Source organism: Methylocaldum sp. RMAD-M (assembly GCF_017832375.1).
In the GTDB taxonomy this organism is placed as follows: domain Bacteria; phylum Pseudomonadota; class Gammaproteobacteria; order Methylococcales; family Methylococcaceae; genus Methylocaldum.
Map to the genome: position 1 here is coordinate 21,764 of NZ_JAFIBZ010000034.1, position 14,106 is coordinate 35,869.

The window sequence follows — 14,106 nt, forward strand, 5'->3', positions numbered from 1 at the left end:
GGCGGGACATGATTGATGTCAGCAGGGGATAAGCAAGGTCAACGGCTGGCACAACAGGATTTGTGCTGCTGAATGGGAGGACATTTGACCGAGCCATAGGAGCAGAAGACGCAGCAGTCTCCAGGATTCGGCTTCAGCACGGCACCGCAGCCTTTGCAATCATAAAAGAATTGGCAAGCATCGGTCGGCATGGTTTCCGTCTCGGCGTGGCCGCAATGCGGGCAGACGATGATCGATTCCAAGATCACGTCGTTCATTTCCCGGCCTTGACAGTAGAGGGATAACCGGCCGCCTGGGTCGCCTCGGTCAATTTGTCGACCGACGCGGCGGCATCATCAAAGTGCACAGTTGCGGTTTTACTCGCGTAATCCACCGTGACCTGCTGCACTCCGGAAACCTGTTCAAGCGCTTTCTTGACGGTGAGCGGACATACCGCGCACGTCATGTTCTGCACATTGAGGGCGACGGTTCGGGGTGCAGCCACGACAGCACCTGCCATGAGTGTTAGCGCCACAAAGAACGGAAGAACTCGGGTATTCATAGATGTTCTCACTCAGTAAAACAACGGAGCGAACCACGGGAAGGCCAGCAGGCCGAGCAAGGGAATTGTCACCGCCCAGAAGATGAAGCGCTGTTTATGGATGGTTCCATCTTCCGCGCAGAGCTTTCCAGGTTCGCAGGTTTGCGGAACGATATAGAGCTTGCGGAAGGCCCATCCGACAAAAAACAGCGCGAGCAGGAGAAAGATCGGGCGTAGCGGCTCGAAAGCAGTGAGACTGGCCACCCATGCCCCGCCAAGCCCAAGGCTCAGCAAGATCAAGGGCGCGACGCAGCACAAGCTCGCTCCTATCCCGGCAAGAACGCCAGCCGTTAGGGCTTGTTTCTGGTTCATGGCAGTAGCCCGTGTTATTTCGAGGAGCGTACTATAAACTCCGTACCTAGGTACGGAGGCAAGCCCCATGACACCCGAAAGCTTCACGATTGGCAGGTTGGCGAAAAAGGCTGGGGTGAACGTCGAGACCATCCGTTTTTATCAACGGCGCGGCCTGCTAGCGGAACCCGATAGGCCGCTCAAGGGTGTTCGGCGTTATACCGAACGTGACGCCCAGCGTGTGCGCTTTATCAAGCAGGGCCAGATGCTCGGGTTTTCACTGAATGAACTCGCGGAATTGTTGAGTCTTGAGGATGGGCAACACTGTCGGGAGGCGAGGGATATTGCCCTGAAAAAACTTGCCTCGATTCGAGAACGGATCGAAGGATTGCGCACCATAGAAAAAGCACTGTCCAATTTGGTCGAAAGCTGTTCCCAAAATACAGGCGCGGTATCTTGCCCCATTATCATGGCCTTGCTGGACGCCTCAGAGCTCTAGCGTACGATTTTTTCCGTTTCGTGAGCACACCCCTTGTTGATCTTGACGGCCTTGCAGCCCGTGATAGAGTGGAGGTGAGACAATTTTTGTCAAAAATTGTAGTACCAGGCTAATCAACTAAGGCTTATGTTTATGGCTACAAGCACCATGCACATTTCCCTGCCAGAGCCCCTCAAGCGATTCGTCAAGGAGCAGGTGGAAAAAGAGCACTACAGCACGCCGAGCGACTTTATTCAGGCACTCATCCGCGCGGAACAGAAGCGCCAGGCCGAAAAGCGCCTGGAAGAGATGGTCCTGGAAGGACTGGCGTCCGGGCGAGGCATGACGCTCGATTCTCCCGAGTGGGACACGTTTTGGAGGCGGATCGATGAAAAGATCGCCAGTAAAAAGTAAACAACAGGAATGAAAAAGAAAACCATCGTCTTCAGCAAGAAGGCTGAGGAGGACATTGCATCCATCGTCGCCTACATCGCGTTAGACCATCCGAGCGCCTCCCAAGCGTTCCGTGAATCCATCCGACACACCTGTTCCCTGCTGGTGGAGATGCCAGAAATGGCGCCATTTTGCAATTTCGGCCATTCCAGGCTCATGGATATCCGTCTGTGGCCTCTCAAGCACTTTGAGAAGTACCTGCTCATCTACCGCGTCACCGAAGAGTTCCTCGAGATCATCCGGGTGGTCCATGGGGCGCGCAACCTGCCCGCCCTCTTCGAAGCAGAAAACGAATCGGACGAATAAAAGCATCTTCCCCCGCTTACCAGCTGGGTTTGATGTTTTTTAGCGGTAGCTAGTACGGTGCGTATACGGAAAAAAATCCTTCAGAGAAGAGGTTTTTAGCTGTTGATTCAGTGGAGGCTGAAACTGCTGGATCAAATCACGCTCAATCCGATCTCGACTGTCCTTCCTTGTAATCACTGCCGCTAGGACAGCATTTGCCCCTTTAAGGAAAGCAGCTAACCATTGTTCGTGATTGCTTAATCTGGCTTGAAAGCTATCGGTTTGGCCAATATAGAGGGGCACCCAAGAGTTCTGAGGCTGGTTTTTACGACAGAACATGTAAATCCCGGCCACATTGTTCCAGACTCCCTTGTAGTTGTAGATACCAAAAGTAAACGTTTCTCCGGACGGAGAGGTCCAGATGACTGAGTCAGTCATATTCGTGTCCTCAGATGGAGAGTCACCACCAGATTACGAATATACCACTAATGGTGCTCGTAGAATATTTTTTAAACTATATGTAGTTTTCGCTAAAAGACAAGACCGATAAAGATACAACCGGACCATAAAAAGCGCCTGTCTTTTCGGACAAGCGCTTCTGCCTTTGATCCCCCGAAATCCACCAGGGCCGCAGAAAGGATCAAAGATTACCGTGCTACTTGAGTTTCATGGTTAAAGCCAGGATTGCCACAAAGAGGCTCAGCACAGCGATGAGGCCGGACACGCCGCCACTAGCCATAACATCCCTTAAGAGAGTTATCATAGATATCTCCAACAGCTCTACACATTTGCTTTTGGAAAACTAACAGTACCTATTTCGCAGATAGGTACTGTTACCCTTCAGTAATACTAACTTTTTCAGTCAGCATTGCCTTAATTACCCAGTGTATCAGGTCGTCATTTTGCGCTTGAATTTTGCATGGATGACTGGCCTCGACGTCAGAATTATCTAAAAAAGATGTCCCGAATTAGAAGTCATTAAAAATACCTAAAAACTAAAAAACGCCACGGGAGTTTGATTCCGAGGCGAAAAGAACAAATCACACGCCCAATATTCCCCAAATCTCCCCGATCGAGAGATCCTGGGGCTTCAGTGGATGCCAGTGGTTGATAGAGGTACGAAATGGCAAAGTTACCAAGACAGTCGTTCACAGCAGAATTTAGAGAACAGGCCGTAAAATTGGTGTCGGACGAAAAGCTGACGCTGCCGGAAGCAGCACGGCGTTTAGGGATGTCGGCAAAAACGCTGACTTTCAAGGATTGGGCAATTCTGATAAGGAGATTCCGTGATTCGTCCTGGTAAAGGCACAAGCAGTCAAAAATCCGGAACTGATCCATTGCCGTCGTTAGTTAGTCATACGCAAACCGGTTATCCATAAGGATTAATCACACGCTGTTGCCGACGGCTCCTTCTTGCTCGCAGTCAGTATGTGGAGCCGAAAATGTTACGCACGAATCACTTTTCCTTCGGAGGTTGCTCCATCCAACGAGAAGATAACTAGCCTCATGTCATGGTTATGCTTATGCTTTTGTAAGCATGCAGGCGCTTTGCTATCACCAGACTAGGAGGAAGAGTTGGCCGAGACCGGAAACACCGCCGAGCAGGCGGAGATTATGGCGAGCGAGTTGTTCAGCGAGTTCTTCTGGAATAAGTTAGGGCCAGTGAATCACGATTGGCCATGTGAGGATCCGGAGCGGCACAAGGCAGAAGACCATCCATGTGATGTTGTCTACTACTATGAAGAACCGTATGCCGTGCGGCAGACGTACGTGCATTGCGACTTGAAAAGCTATGCCAAGGGTACCATCAAGCAGGCAGCCGTGAAGGCTGCTGTCGAGAGCCTAGCTAAGCAGGTGGCGTGCGCAGAGATGAGCGAGACGTGGCGTAGTCTGCACACCCACGAGAATGTCACGTTCTCCGTCAACGGTTTGCTTTTCATCTACAACCATGACGGTGAGTACGAGGCAGACTTCCAAAAAAACCTCATTCACATTCCGCCAGAATCCTTGCAGTTGCCGAGGGGCAGCCGCCTCTTCGTGCTAGGTCCAAAGGAAATCTTCTGGCTAGATAATATTCGTGATGAAATTCAGCGGATGAGAGGCAAGAAAAGTCCCGAAGTTCCAAGCCATGAATATTGTTTCTACTTTCACCCTCAACTTGTAAGGCGAGCCAACCTTCAGGTGCGAAAAGCGAAGGCCGCGACGCTCGAAACCCTCACGTCCCCTATTATCATCCTTGAGCACCACGACCCCAAGGGCAGCGCAAGACGGGGCATCATCGTCTTCTATTCCCGTTCCGGAGAGACGACAGATGAGTTCATGTATCTCATTGACATGCTCCGTAAGTATGAGCTTTTAGATGACCAGACGTCTGTTGTGATTAAGAGCCTATCCCAGTAGGAACAAAAGCGTGATGAGCGACCTCTAATGCCGAAATTTCGAGTCAAGAGGGGCTCTTATGGGACTGGTGACGAAAGATGATGGCTGGCGCATTCCGGATGAGCTGTGGGAACGGATGGAACCGCTCTTGCCGCCGCGTAAACCGCATCCGCTCGGGTGCCATAACCCGCGGGTGCCGGACCGACAGGCGATGAATGCGATCTTGTTTGTGCTCCGGACCGGGTGTCAGTGGAATGCGCTGAACGCCACCGGGATTTGCTCCAGCAGTTCGGCCCATCGCCGCTTTGTCGAGTGGACCGAAGCCGGGGTGTTCCAGGCGTTCTGGCGCGAAGGACTGCTGGCTTATGATGCGTTGAAGGGCTTGGACTGGTCGTGGTTGGCCATGGATGGGGCCATGACGAAAGCGCCGTTGGCGGGTTCAAAAAAACGGGACCGAATCCGACCGACCGGGGCAAACAAGGTGCGAAGCGAAGCCTGTTAACCGATGGCGCGGGCCTGCCGCTGAGTGTGGTGATTGCCGGCGCCAATCGGCACGACCTGAAGCTGGCGCGGTCCACCTTGGCGGCCATCGGCGTCCCGCGCCCTGTACCCACGCCGGAGCAGCCGCAAGGCTTGTGCCTGGACAAAGGCTATGACTATGACGAGGTGAGGGACTTGGCCAAGGCCTTTCAGTTTACCGCTCACATTCGAGCGCGCGGTGAGGAGGCCGAAGCGATCAAGAAGGAAGCCGGTTTCAAGGCGCGGCGCTGGGTGGTCGAACGGACCCACAGCTGGCTCAACCGATTCCGCCGGATTTTGATCCGCTGGGAAAAACGAACCGACACCTATCTTGCCATGCTGCACTTGGCCTGCGGCATCATTACTTGGCGGGCAACGGGTCTACTGGGATAGGCTCTAAGACGCTCATGGCCTCACCGATCTCTTCGCCGATGTTTCAGAAGGCTCAGTTGCAGTACATCGAAGGCTTGGTCGGGGGAAATGCGTCGACCGACCTTGGGGACTATGTGAACGCAATTCGCTACGAACCAATGTCCCACATCAAAACGACCTACTCCAATATCGATTTAGGGACTTGGGGATGAACGAGTTTCTTGATTACCTGAGTGCCAGCGACAATGACATCTACGACCTCCTGATCTCCGGAAAGCAGCGGTTGACGGAGTCCGTGCTACGCGAATTCGCCAGAGATCGAGGCATCTTTTGTTCCCCGGAAGACGACAGAGAAGACCTGGCGGACTATCTGTCGATGTTACCTCATGGGTTTCACGATGTTGCGGCGATTGTTCAAAAGCGGGATCCTGGTCACCGACGGGAAAAAACAACGTTCGTGCGGCTTAACACTTCAATGCCCGTTGAAGAATTAAAGATGGCAGCTGCCGAGTACGCAGCTGCCGTCACCGGGAAGGAGCATGTTGTTTACCGACCAGCCGCGAACGACGGCTTCGTTGTAAACGTCGTGTACGACGAATTCAATCGCTCCAGAACTAGGCTTTTGCAGCGCGAACGACAGGAGGCGGATATCGAATTCCTAGTACAGGATGGTCAGACTGTCGTGAGACTGCCAGCAACGGACAAGGCGAAGAAAATCGTCGCGGCATTGAAGGAGAACGTGGAACGTCGAAGGAAGGAGACCATCGATGAGGAAAGAGTTGAACTGACGGGCCTTGCGACGCCCGAGCTACGTTCCAAGTTCTTCACCAGGCTCATTTCCTCGTTGCCCAAATTCCGCCTTCGCAACGTTATGAGCCTGAAGGTTTCGTCCCATCTTTCTGAAGATGGTGAAGAAGATGAGGCGCTTGACTTGGAAGAAGACGACGAAGTTGCAGCTGGGGCGGAAATGTTCGCAGCGGTCGTGCACAGCATGCATATGAGCGGTCAGAACCTAGTGCAGTCGCAAGAGTACAAGGATCTGACGGCTCGAGGCTTCTACATCACGGCGATTTCTTGGCGATCGGAGTCCGAAGGTAATCCACCGGACATCATCCAATTCGACGCTGGCTTCCAGGATCGCAAGAGAGGAACGGGTTTCAAGTATGCGGTTCAGGGGGCTTTTCGGGCGCACAAAGGGTCGCATCGAAAAACGATCGTCCACGTCAGCGACATGGAAAAAGCCAAGTTGTTAGCCCTGCTTGAGTTGACAGCCCGCCAAGTGCTTATCAACTTACTTGAAGAAGCCAAGGGCGTGGACGAGGTAGTCGAAGGGGGCAGGGATGGCGCGGCGGTATAGATGGTTACGGGCACAATGGCCCATCTCCATGAGGACGTTGGCGAATCGACTCAAAGCCAGGCCATTCGGTAGCGATGTCTCGCACGGGTTTGTCATTGACAGGGTCCGTGATGATCTGCTGGAGGGGCGCTATGTCGAACGGGTTGAGTACACCGAGACGGTCACAGATCCGTTCGGGGTCGAGCTTTCCTTTGAGCGCATTGAGTTTCGCCAGAGCTCCTTCCGAGCTACTGTCTTCGGCGCGGGCCTGGAGGTCCGAGATCCTCCACGCAGCCTGCAACCCCTCATGAACCGGTTATCAGAAGCGACCGATTTCGAGGTAGTCATCACGCCGCACATCGTAGATGTACTAGCCTGGGCAGCACAGTTCCAAGGTAGCTCTGGACTCTCGGCCGTCGTTGATTCGCTTCATATGACTGCCTTACAGGTTGAGAAGGGTATTACTGCGAAGGTCGTCTTCAAAGGTGATCGAGACGTGCGAGAAGCAAGTACGCTGCTAGCTGGCAAGCGTCCGTTCTCCTTGGAGCGGATCCAATTGAGGCTACCAAAGCCATATTTCGGTACGGTGATTCTGTCGAGTGCAGCTGCGGCAACATTGAACGTGGACGATCCGAATGATGTTCTTCTCGAGAATTTGCGCGGTGACCTAGTCGACGCATTGAGGTAGCGACAGGCCGCTCTGTAGCTCAGTGAAGAATGCCCGCACTTGGCCGAATACCGGAAGTTCACTCTGCCCGCCCAGGTATCCGTTCAGGGCACGCAGCGGCCGATTGACAGGTTCCAATGACATAATGACCAGCCGGTTCCCGCAATAAATGCTCAATGGCGGGATGGAATGCCGCAGACGGGTCTAATAATTTGAACCCCGTTAGTTGCAAGTTAATCCGGTCCAGAAATCGCGCTGATTGCAGTCCCTGGCCGCTTCGATTGCTGTTTGCTACAGGTAGGCCCGGACGCTGTAGGCCAGGTTGCGACACTAAAGCTATCGTACTTATGGGCCTTGCGCCGCGCCGCAATCGTTTTCAGGTCGTTGTAGCCGTCCACGAAAGACCCGCAGAGATCCCGCTTAACCCCGCCCAGGGGTGAGCCTTGGCGACCCCATACCCGCGTAATCAACCAGTTTCCAAAGAGGTCCCTGGCCAAGAACACCAGGTAATAGCGAGTGTCCCGATGCCAACGCAGATGGATGAGGGTCACGGGCGTGAAGCTCGGTTTGGTCCAGTGCATAAGAATCACCTCGCGCCGTTCGCCTAATCCTGTGTTTTGGTCCTGGTTTTTTCGCGGGTCTTGGCCATCCCGACCCACTCGTGTTGCAAACGCTCCACTTGGGAGACTAGCTCCTTAATGCGGTCCTGCTCCACCGCTAACCGCTCGGTTAACCGACCGTTTTCAACCTCTAATTGGCCAATGCGTTGTTCGGCCGCAGCCTGTTTCTCCTTTGCCGTCTCGATCTGCGCGTTAAACCGTTGAAACTGTCGTTTATACTCTTGTTTGGCTTCCTCCTTTTTTCGGCCGAGCTCATCCACGTTAGCCTGCAAGGCTTTATGATCGCGCCGGCAGATTTCCAAGTCGGCGGTCAAGCGCTCCATCTGACGCAGGGCTTGACCATGGGCCTCCTGTTCTACCGTCAGCGCGGCGCGGAGCCGTTCGACTTCGGCACTCGCCGCATCCCGTTCAGCGCTGGCCCGGATCGCGTGTTCTGTTTGCCGCCTAGTTTCGGTTTCCGCCTCGGCCCGAGCGGAGCGCTCAACCTCCAACGCCGTCGTCAGTCGTCTGAGTTCCGCGTCGTGCTGGTCGCTGGCGTCTCGCGCCGCCTTCTCGGCGGCTGCCAGACGTTCCCGGAGCTGGGCGATTTCCACGGCCTGCGCGTGGGCCTGGGCCTGCGATTCGGCGAGGCGCTGGGTCAGGCCGGAAACCTCGGCTTTCGTTTCATCGAGCTTCGCCTCTAGATCATCAACGGTCTGCGCCGCGTCCGCCAGCTCGCGCTCGGCCTGCTCGCGTTGCTCGCCCGCGGCGCGAACCACATCGGTGACCCGCCTTTCGGAGGCCTTTACGGCCTTATCATTCAGCTCAACGGCCAGAGCAGCCAGGCGTTCGTTCAGGGCTTTGGTGACGGCGGCCAGTTCCTCGGCGACCTCGACGGGGAGCTCGGCGACCGGCTCGGCCTGAGTGACGGCCTGCTTGGCCAGGTGCTCGTCCCAGACCTGTTTCAACCGATTCGGATTACCGCCACCGACCCGCTGGCGCAGGGCAAAACCGGTGACGTTGCGACCTAGGGCTTGTAAGGACTCGCCGGCGGCAATGATCTCTTCAGGGGCAAATTCGGCTGGGCGCATGAGAAGGCTCCTTGGGTGACGGACCAGGCGCTTATATTATATAAATAAACAAAGAAACAAACAAACTAAATACAAAACAAATAAATAAAGTAAGGTATAAAGGCGTTTCGGAGAGGCGCAAGGCCAATTGAAGTAGCCAAAAAACCGCTGGCCAATTTACATGTCGTTTTCAGAAGGCGACTGCACCAGTTCATTGGGCTGGCCGTTCTATGTGCAGCGGACTTCTGAACGAGCCGTGTCAGCCGTCCTATGCACGAGCTGCCGCGAGTGGCCGGAATTGTTCAGAACTCCCGTGCACGATGCCACCTTGTCCGTCAAAGGATCATTAGTCGGTCATGCCGGACAATGTCCGGCAACGTACTTGTTTAATGAGTTGTCGGACATTATGATAGGCGGACGGAATAACGGACAAAGGGCAAGCAATGGCACTGATCGGCTATGCGCGGGTATCAACGGCGGAACAGGACACCGCCTTACAGAGGGACGCGCTACGCAAGGCGGGCTGCGAACGGGTGTTCGAGGACATGGTGTCCGGGGCGAAGGCTGACCGGCCCGGCTTGGCTGCCGCGCTGGCCTATCTGCGCGACGGCGACGTGCTGGTTGTCTGGCGACTGGATCGGCTCGGGCGTTCCCTGCCGCACCTGATCGAGACAATAGGCGCGCTGGAAGCGCGTGGCGTCGGCTTCCAGTCACTGACCGAAAGCATAGACACCACCACGCCGGGCGGGCGGCTCATCTTCCACGTGTTCGGCGCGCTGGGCCAGTTCGAGCGCGACCTGATCTGCGAGCGCACCAAAGCTGGGTTGGCCGCCGCCGCCGCACGCGGACGAAAGGGCGGGCGCAAGCCGGTCGTCTCCGCCGACAAGTTGCAGCGGGCGCGGGAGCACATCGCCAACGGGCTGAACGTCCGCGAGGCTGCAGCGCGCCTCAAGGTCGGCAAGACCGCTCTATACGCCGCGCTGCAAGCTGCGAGTGCAGCCGACTCCTGACATTTCGTGCAAGTCGCCTTCTGAAAACGACACTGGTCCTTATATTGCGTTAAAAATGACAGAAAGGGGCCTTGTAAATTTTTTTACCGCACATCGCCCCGACACTTTTCCCGTGGACAGGTAGGAGTCTTTGAGGTATAAAAAAGTTGCACCTATCGCAACTTTTTGAGGTGACGCCATGACCACGACCATGGGCATCAAACTTGACGAAGACACCCGCGCCCGCCTGAAGGCCCTTGGCGCAGCCAAGCAGCGCTCCCCACATTGGCTGATGCGCGAAGCGATCCGCGAATATCTGGACAGAGAAGAACAGATCGAAAGGCGCAATGCCGAAGCCGATGAAGCATGGGAGGAATACAAGCGCACCGGCCAGTTCGTCAGCAACGAGGCTATGACGGCATGGCTTGACACCTGGGGAACTGACAAGGAAGGCCCATGCCCGGACTTCGAGCCCCGACGCTGAAATGGTCCCCGGCCGCGCAACGGGATGTTGTTCGGCTGCGGGAATTCATCGAACCCCACAATCCCGACGCTGCCCGGCGTGCCGCCGAGAGCCTGAAGAAGGCGGCGAAGCTTCTCATGACGCATCCCGGCATCGGTAAGCGGCTTGAAGGCCGCGACGACCGGGAACTGTTCGTGCCATTCGGGCAGCGCGGTTATGTCATACGCTACCGGCTGGACGGCGACGATATTGTGATCCTGAGAATCTGGCATAGCCTTGAGGACCGATGAGGGAAAGCAGTAGTAAGTCCGCAAGAGAAGTGCCGTGCGTTCAGACGAATCACGCCAGCACCCGCACGACGCAGCCTTACGACCGCCGTTGCGATGAAATAACGCTTGGCGAAGTATTAACCAGTGGTGCTAGTTGGCCTCAGACGAAGGTTGCATAATCAAAGACTTGCGTGAGCGCATTTACTCCGGCCCCGGACTCGCACCATCGTAGGTCATTGATTTGTGGTGCCAAGAATGAACTAGCACCACTGGTTATTAGGCAGAATAGTATTTCGCCTCCCTATTATCAAAGGCAGGACGTGTGCCCTCCAACACATCAATCAAGCATTGATTGGTAATAGGCGATTCAATCGAGCCAGGTGTATAGGTAACGCAATTTCCGGCTGCGCGATCAATAGAAGCATGAATTATCTGTTCAGCATCACACACAACAGCGATATTTGGGCTGTGAGTTACCATTATAATTTGCCGTGTCTTCTTAACCTCTTTTATGACTGGAATTAGCAGACGATAAACTGTGTGGCTATCTAAGTTTTCCTCTGGCTGATCGACGACGATTGGTTTGTTGCTTCTATCAACCAGCAAATAGAAGACTAATAACAAAGTGCCGCGTTCACCCGGTGAGAGTTGGCTTAAATCCTTACTGTCGAGCTTTAACGCATATTCCGGTGCGAGGTAATCAAATGACCATAGAAAGTCGTATAAATCATTTACCAGCACGTTTTTCTTCATTTGTTTTTCGATAGCGTATTTTGGACGTTTTTCGCTCCGATGATCTTCGCTTAAAAGCTCAACAATCTTTTCTGCAAATTTCATGGCATCTTCTGACTGGTTAAAATCATATTCTTTAAGTACATTGTTAAGTAAGGTCGAGCCTTGCTCTTTACCACAAAAAGACCCATTCACGCCCTGATTGATAAACCTATCAAAAAATGCCTTTGCGAAACCTCTATCCACGATGCTGCTATCAAAACTAAGGCGAAAGGCGTCCTTAATAAGAGGATTGTTTTGAATGAGCTGCTGGGCAGGTGCAAACAATTGCTGATACACATTTCTGGTTTCAGTTATTTTTTCGTAGATTAAGGCGGCAGTCGCTTTCTGCTGTTTTTTGATATGTGCGATTTCGTTTGGTAGCTCCTTACACAGTAACCGCAATTGCTCTTCAAAGAACTTAAGAGAGTCAGCTTGGTTTGCATTACCGGTAATTAGCGCCTCGCGTTGCTGCCATTTTTGTAGGGCGCTTAAATACTCTTGGTAACGGAGATTTGGCGCATCCAATTCATGCTTCAACTTATCGATGGTTTTCTCTGTATCTTGGCGCTTTAACAGCAGACTTTCGTTTCCGCCTTCTGCTAAAAGCATGTCAAGTTTGACTTTCTCATTTTCCCAGAACTGTCTCTTCTGGTTGAGCATGGTGTAATCGGTGCGCAGTGTTAAGATTTGCTCAATTGGTAAGTCAAGTGCTGCAACCTCTAGGGCTATGTCTTTCTTTAGCCGCTCAAAATCGCTGACAAAATTGCCAAGGCGAATTTCCAGCTTGCGGAGTTGCTCCAACTTGCCTGTGGCTTCTTTGCGTTTCTCCTGAGCCTGCGCAATTTCATTATTAATATCACGCAATTTCCCGCGTGTGGCGTCCAGTTGCTCAGATATTTTGGATGATGCTGCCTTTTCTTCCTCGGTCAATGCATCGGGTTTTTGAACTTCCGGCGGCTTAATTCCAAGATGTGCTGTCAGCTCTTGTTTCTTTTCTTTTAGTCTGGCTTCGAGTGTTTGGCGATATTCCGATGTCGCTTTTTGTTCCAGCCGCACCAGTTCGGTATTAATGGTTTTTAGGCTTTGCTTGAGAGTGCCAATCTCTTTACCAATTTCCTCGGTTTTGTAGGCGATCAGTTCGTCTAAGGATTGCTTATCGAAGCGGTTTTCCTCAGGAATGCGTGAGTAAATAACCTTACGCAACTCTCGTTGGAATTCGCTCTGCTCGCCGGGGGCAGTCTCCGTGCATACATTCTCTAAATATTTCTGGGGGATGTATTTGATACGTTCCACGTCAAGCAGGTCAGATTGATCGCTTAAGGATTTTGTCGTTTCTGTGCCATCTTCCCAATGCGCAATAAGTTCAAAATGCTTGGAAATTCTATTGTTTTTCTCGCAAAAGCGGCTAGGTGTAAGAAATGAAAAATGCTCACGGTCACAGTGCGCGTTTCCGGCTAACGCAATAATATCTGCAAGTGCGCTTTTGCCGCTCCCCTTGTTGCCGATAATCGCAATCATGTCGTGATTTAGGGGCAAATCACAGTTAAACCAAGCGTCATCAATACTGCTATCCACCTTCTTCCTAATTTGCAGGCTGCTAAGGAAATTTGTCCGGTTATTGGTAACATGCACCAGCTTTGGCGGTCGTTCCCCAATATAGACACGATCCTCGGGTTCAATCAGGATTTGCTCAAGCCCCTTAAAGGATGGGTCGGCCTTCACCCAACAGTATTTATTGGTTGGCTGTGAGGTTTTGTCTTTTAATGGCCCAATCTCTTCCCGTGCGCTATGTGTGTCGCTGCCTTTAATGCAAGGCTTTGGTTTGCCAATCCATTGCCTGTACTCAGCCTCTGTTAGCCTCGGATTTTTCCAGAGGAAGAAATCGCGTTGATTCTGATTACTAGACCCTAGGATATCGGCGGTTTTTGTCAGGGTTGCCTTTATATATCTATCAGTTTGTGGGTCAATATTGCCTATGCCGCCATACTCATCGTAGGGAAGCCACAATAAATATTTTCCTCTGAATGTGGCATCACCCTCTAATTGCTCCTTAACCTCCTTGAGGCTGACGCATACGTCATTTAAGAGAAAATTTTTATCGTCATAGCGGTTCCCGATGGATTGACCATCAACCATGAAACTTCTTATCAGGCGTTCGATATCGCTTATATTCACCTCGTTGTTAAAAATGAGATGAAAGTTTATTCTCTCTCCTGATCTTGACTCTGATCTGCCCTGGCGACTTACCAATAGATTATCCATCCGGCATTCAACCACAGGCAATAAAGCCTTAGAGCGTAGTTTTCCCAACGCTTCACGATAGGCTTCATTACCCTTATGGCTTTCTTCTGGATCGTCAAGGCGGCGCAGTGTTTCCTTATAGCCATCGACGGAAAAATAATCATTGATCCCAATGACAGCGCATTTAGAACTGGCGGTCTGAATAATGTATTCTTCCCAGCTACCGGTATAGTTAGCCGATGCTGGACTATGAACGTGCAAATCCCAAATTCGCCATTCTGAACCTTTTGGATATTTATTCCCCATAGATCCGCCTCGTATTCTTCTTTTATGTTTTTTGT

General features: G+C 52.6%; 17 protein-coding genes and 1 pseudogene. 12 read left to right on the top strand and 6 right to left on the bottom strand.

Annotation, left to right across the window (positions count from 1 at the left end; translation table 11 throughout):
* Positions 1 to 38: 38 nt before the first annotated feature.
* From JOD69_RS21355 to JOD69_RS21365, 3 genes are read right to left on the bottom strand one after another with little or no spacing between them, the layout of a single operon-like run.
* Positions 39 to 257, bottom strand: a complete 219-nt coding sequence (locus JOD69_RS21355) for a GDCCVxC domain-containing (seleno)protein (RefSeq protein WP_210024245.1) — start codon at positions 255 to 257, stop codon at positions 39 to 41.
* On the bottom strand, positions 254 to 541 hold the full coding sequence (gene merP / locus JOD69_RS21360) for a mercury resistance system periplasmic binding protein MerP (protein ID WP_210024246.1): 288 nt from the start codon (positions 539 to 541) through the stop codon (positions 254 to 256). The genes JOD69_RS21355 and merP overlap by 4 nt, the downstream gene beginning before the upstream one ends.
* 12 nt (positions 542 to 553) lie before the next feature.
* Positions 554 to 892 carry a mercuric transporter MerT family protein gene (locus JOD69_RS21365; RefSeq protein ID WP_210024247.1) on the bottom strand — a complete coding sequence of 113 codons (339 nt, stop codon included), beginning with the start codon at positions 890 to 892 and terminating at the stop codon, positions 554 to 556.
* A 67-nt stretch (positions 893 to 959) separates the two neighbouring features.
* Between JOD69_RS21365 and merR the strand changes: the two genes are divergently transcribed.
* The 3 genes from merR to JOD69_RS21380 all read left to right on the top strand — a co-directional run bounded on the left by merR (position 960) and on the right by JOD69_RS21380 (position 2,108).
* Positions 960 to 1,370 (top strand): Hg(II)-responsive transcriptional regulator, encoded by a 411-nt coding sequence (gene merR / locus JOD69_RS21370; protein ID WP_210024248.1) that lies wholly within the window; start codon positions 960 to 962, stop codon positions 1,368 to 1,370.
* 132 nt (positions 1,371 to 1,502) lie between these two features.
* Complete coding sequence (locus JOD69_RS21375; RefSeq protein WP_210024249.1) at positions 1,503 to 1,763, top strand: type II toxin-antitoxin system ParD family antitoxin; 261 nt, start codon at positions 1,503 to 1,505, stop codon at positions 1,761 to 1,763.
* Between the two features lie 9 nt (positions 1,764 to 1,772).
* Positions 1,773 to 2,108, top strand: a complete 336-nt coding sequence (locus tag JOD69_RS21380; RefSeq protein ID WP_210024250.1) for a type II toxin-antitoxin system RelE/ParE family toxin — start codon at positions 1,773 to 1,775, stop codon at positions 2,106 to 2,108.
* A 39-nt stretch (positions 2,109 to 2,147) separates the two neighbouring features.
* Here the strand turns inward: JOD69_RS21380 and JOD69_RS21385 are convergent, their stop codons facing one another.
* A complete protein-coding gene (locus JOD69_RS21385) occupies positions 2,148 to 2,525 on the bottom strand; it encodes a GIY-YIG nuclease family protein (protein WP_210024251.1) in 378 nt (125 codons plus the stop codon).
* Positions 2,526 to 3,210: 685 nt separating this feature from the next.
* Here JOD69_RS21385 and JOD69_RS21390 point away from each other — a divergent pair.
* From JOD69_RS21390 to JOD69_RS21415, 6 genes and pseudogenes are all read left to right on the top strand, one after another.
* On the top strand, positions 3,211 to 3,390 hold the full coding sequence (locus JOD69_RS21390; RefSeq protein ID WP_210024252.1) for a transposase: 180 nt from the start codon (positions 3,211 to 3,213) through the stop codon (positions 3,388 to 3,390).
* A gap of 272 nt (positions 3,391 to 3,662) precedes the next feature.
* Positions 3,663 to 4,487 carry a hypothetical protein gene (locus tag JOD69_RS21395; protein WP_210024253.1) on the top strand — a complete coding sequence of 275 codons (825 nt, stop codon included), beginning with the start codon at positions 3,663 to 3,665 and terminating at the stop codon, positions 4,485 to 4,487.
* Positions 4,488 to 4,602: 115 nt separating this feature from the next.
* Positions 4,603 to 5,378 (top strand): annotated as a pseudogene (locus JOD69_RS21400) (IS5 family transposase).
* A 38-nt stretch (positions 5,379 to 5,416) separates the two neighbouring features.
* A complete protein-coding gene (locus JOD69_RS21405; protein ID WP_210024254.1) occupies positions 5,417 to 5,569 on the top strand; it encodes a hypothetical protein in 153 nt (50 codons plus the stop codon).
* On the top strand, positions 5,566 to 6,714 hold the full coding sequence (locus tag JOD69_RS21410; RefSeq protein ID WP_210024255.1) for a hypothetical protein: 1,149 nt from the start codon (positions 5,566 to 5,568) through the stop codon (positions 6,712 to 6,714). The genes JOD69_RS21405 and JOD69_RS21410 overlap by 4 nt, the downstream gene beginning before the upstream one ends.
* A 37-nt stretch (positions 6,715 to 6,751) precedes the next feature.
* Positions 6,752 to 7,381, top strand: coding sequence for a hypothetical protein (locus JOD69_RS21415; RefSeq protein ID WP_210024256.1), 630 nt, complete (start codon positions 6,752 to 6,754; stop codon positions 7,379 to 7,381).
* Positions 7,382 to 7,964: 583 nt separating this feature from the next.
* On the opposite strand, the gene JOD69_RS21420 is transcribed toward JOD69_RS21415, so the two are convergent.
* Positions 7,965 to 9,050: a DNA-binding protein gene (locus JOD69_RS21420; protein ID WP_210024257.1), complete on the bottom strand. Its 1,086-nt coding sequence runs from the start codon at positions 9,048 to 9,050 to the stop codon at positions 7,965 to 7,967.
* A gap of 422 nt (positions 9,051 to 9,472) precedes the next feature.
* Between JOD69_RS21420 and JOD69_RS21425 the strand changes: the two genes are divergently transcribed.
* The 3 genes from JOD69_RS21425 to JOD69_RS21435 all read left to right on the top strand — a co-directional run bounded on the left by JOD69_RS21425 (position 9,473) and on the right by JOD69_RS21435 (position 10,771).
* Entirely contained in the window at positions 9,473 to 10,039 is a 567-nt protein-coding gene (locus JOD69_RS21425) for a recombinase family protein (protein WP_210024258.1), read from the top strand.
* A 178-nt stretch (positions 10,040 to 10,217) separates the two neighbouring features.
* Positions 10,218 to 10,502 carry a CopG family ribbon-helix-helix protein gene (locus JOD69_RS21430; protein WP_210024259.1) on the top strand — a complete coding sequence of 95 codons (285 nt, stop codon included), beginning with the start codon at positions 10,218 to 10,220 and terminating at the stop codon, positions 10,500 to 10,502.
* Positions 10,475 to 10,771, top strand: coding sequence for a type II toxin-antitoxin system RelE/ParE family toxin (locus JOD69_RS21435; protein WP_210024260.1), 297 nt, complete (start codon positions 10,475 to 10,477; stop codon positions 10,769 to 10,771). The genes JOD69_RS21430 and JOD69_RS21435 overlap by 28 nt, the downstream gene beginning before the upstream one ends.
* Before the next feature lie 255 nt (positions 10,772 to 11,026).
* On the opposite strand, the gene JOD69_RS21440 is transcribed toward JOD69_RS21435, so the two are convergent.
* Positions 11,027 to 14,071, bottom strand: coding sequence for a TrlF family AAA-like ATPase (locus JOD69_RS21440; protein WP_210024261.1), 3,045 nt, complete (start codon positions 14,069 to 14,071; stop codon positions 11,027 to 11,029).
* Positions 14,072 to 14,106: the final 35 nt, after the last annotated feature.

Bases quoted from the DNA above. Each gene is read 5' to 3' on its own strand.
- JOD69_RS21430 (WP_210024259.1), top strand. From the start codon at position 10,218: ATGACCACGACCATGGGCATCAAACTTGACGAAGACACCCGCGCCCGC.
- merP (WP_210024246.1), bottom strand. From the start codon at position 541: ATGAATACCCGAGTTCTTCCGTTCTTTGTGGCGCTAACACTCATGGCA.
- JOD69_RS21385 (WP_210024251.1), bottom strand. From the start codon at position 2,525: ATGACTGACTCAGTCATCTGGACCTCTCCGTCCGGAGAAACGTTTACT.
- JOD69_RS21420 (WP_210024257.1), bottom strand. From the start codon at position 9,050: ATGCGCCCAGCCGAATTTGCCCCTGAAGAGATCATTGCCGCCGGCGAG.
- JOD69_RS21405 (WP_210024254.1), top strand. From the start codon at position 5,417: ATGTTTCAGAAGGCTCAGTTGCAGTACATCGAAGGCTTGGTCGGGGGA.
- JOD69_RS21435 (WP_210024260.1), top strand. From the start codon at position 10,475: ATGCCCGGACTTCGAGCCCCGACGCTGAAATGGTCCCCGGCCGCGCAA.
- JOD69_RS21410 (WP_210024255.1), top strand. From the start codon at position 5,566: ATGAACGAGTTTCTTGATTACCTGAGTGCCAGCGACAATGACATCTAC.
- JOD69_RS21355 (WP_210024245.1), bottom strand. From the start codon at position 257: ATGAACGACGTGATCTTGGAATCGATCATCGTCTGCCCGCATTGCGGC.
- JOD69_RS21375 (WP_210024249.1), top strand. From the start codon at position 1,503: ATGGCTACAAGCACCATGCACATTTCCCTGCCAGAGCCCCTCAAGCGA.
- JOD69_RS21425 (WP_210024258.1), top strand. From the start codon at position 9,473: ATGGCACTGATCGGCTATGCGCGGGTATCAACGGCGGAACAGGACACC.
- JOD69_RS21380 (WP_210024250.1), top strand. From the start codon at position 1,773: ATGAAAAAGAAAACCATCGTCTTCAGCAAGAAGGCTGAGGAGGACATT.
- JOD69_RS21365 (WP_210024247.1), bottom strand. From the start codon at position 892: ATGAACCAGAAACAAGCCCTAACGGCTGGCGTTCTTGCCGGGATAGGA.
- JOD69_RS21390 (WP_210024252.1), top strand. From the start codon at position 3,211: ATGGCAAAGTTACCAAGACAGTCGTTCACAGCAGAATTTAGAGAACAG.
- JOD69_RS21440 (WP_210024261.1), bottom strand. From the start codon at position 14,071: ATGGGGAATAAATATCCAAAAGGTTCAGAATGGCGAATTTGGGATTTG.
- merR (WP_210024248.1), top strand. From the start codon at position 960: ATGACACCCGAAAGCTTCACGATTGGCAGGTTGGCGAAAAAGGCTGGG.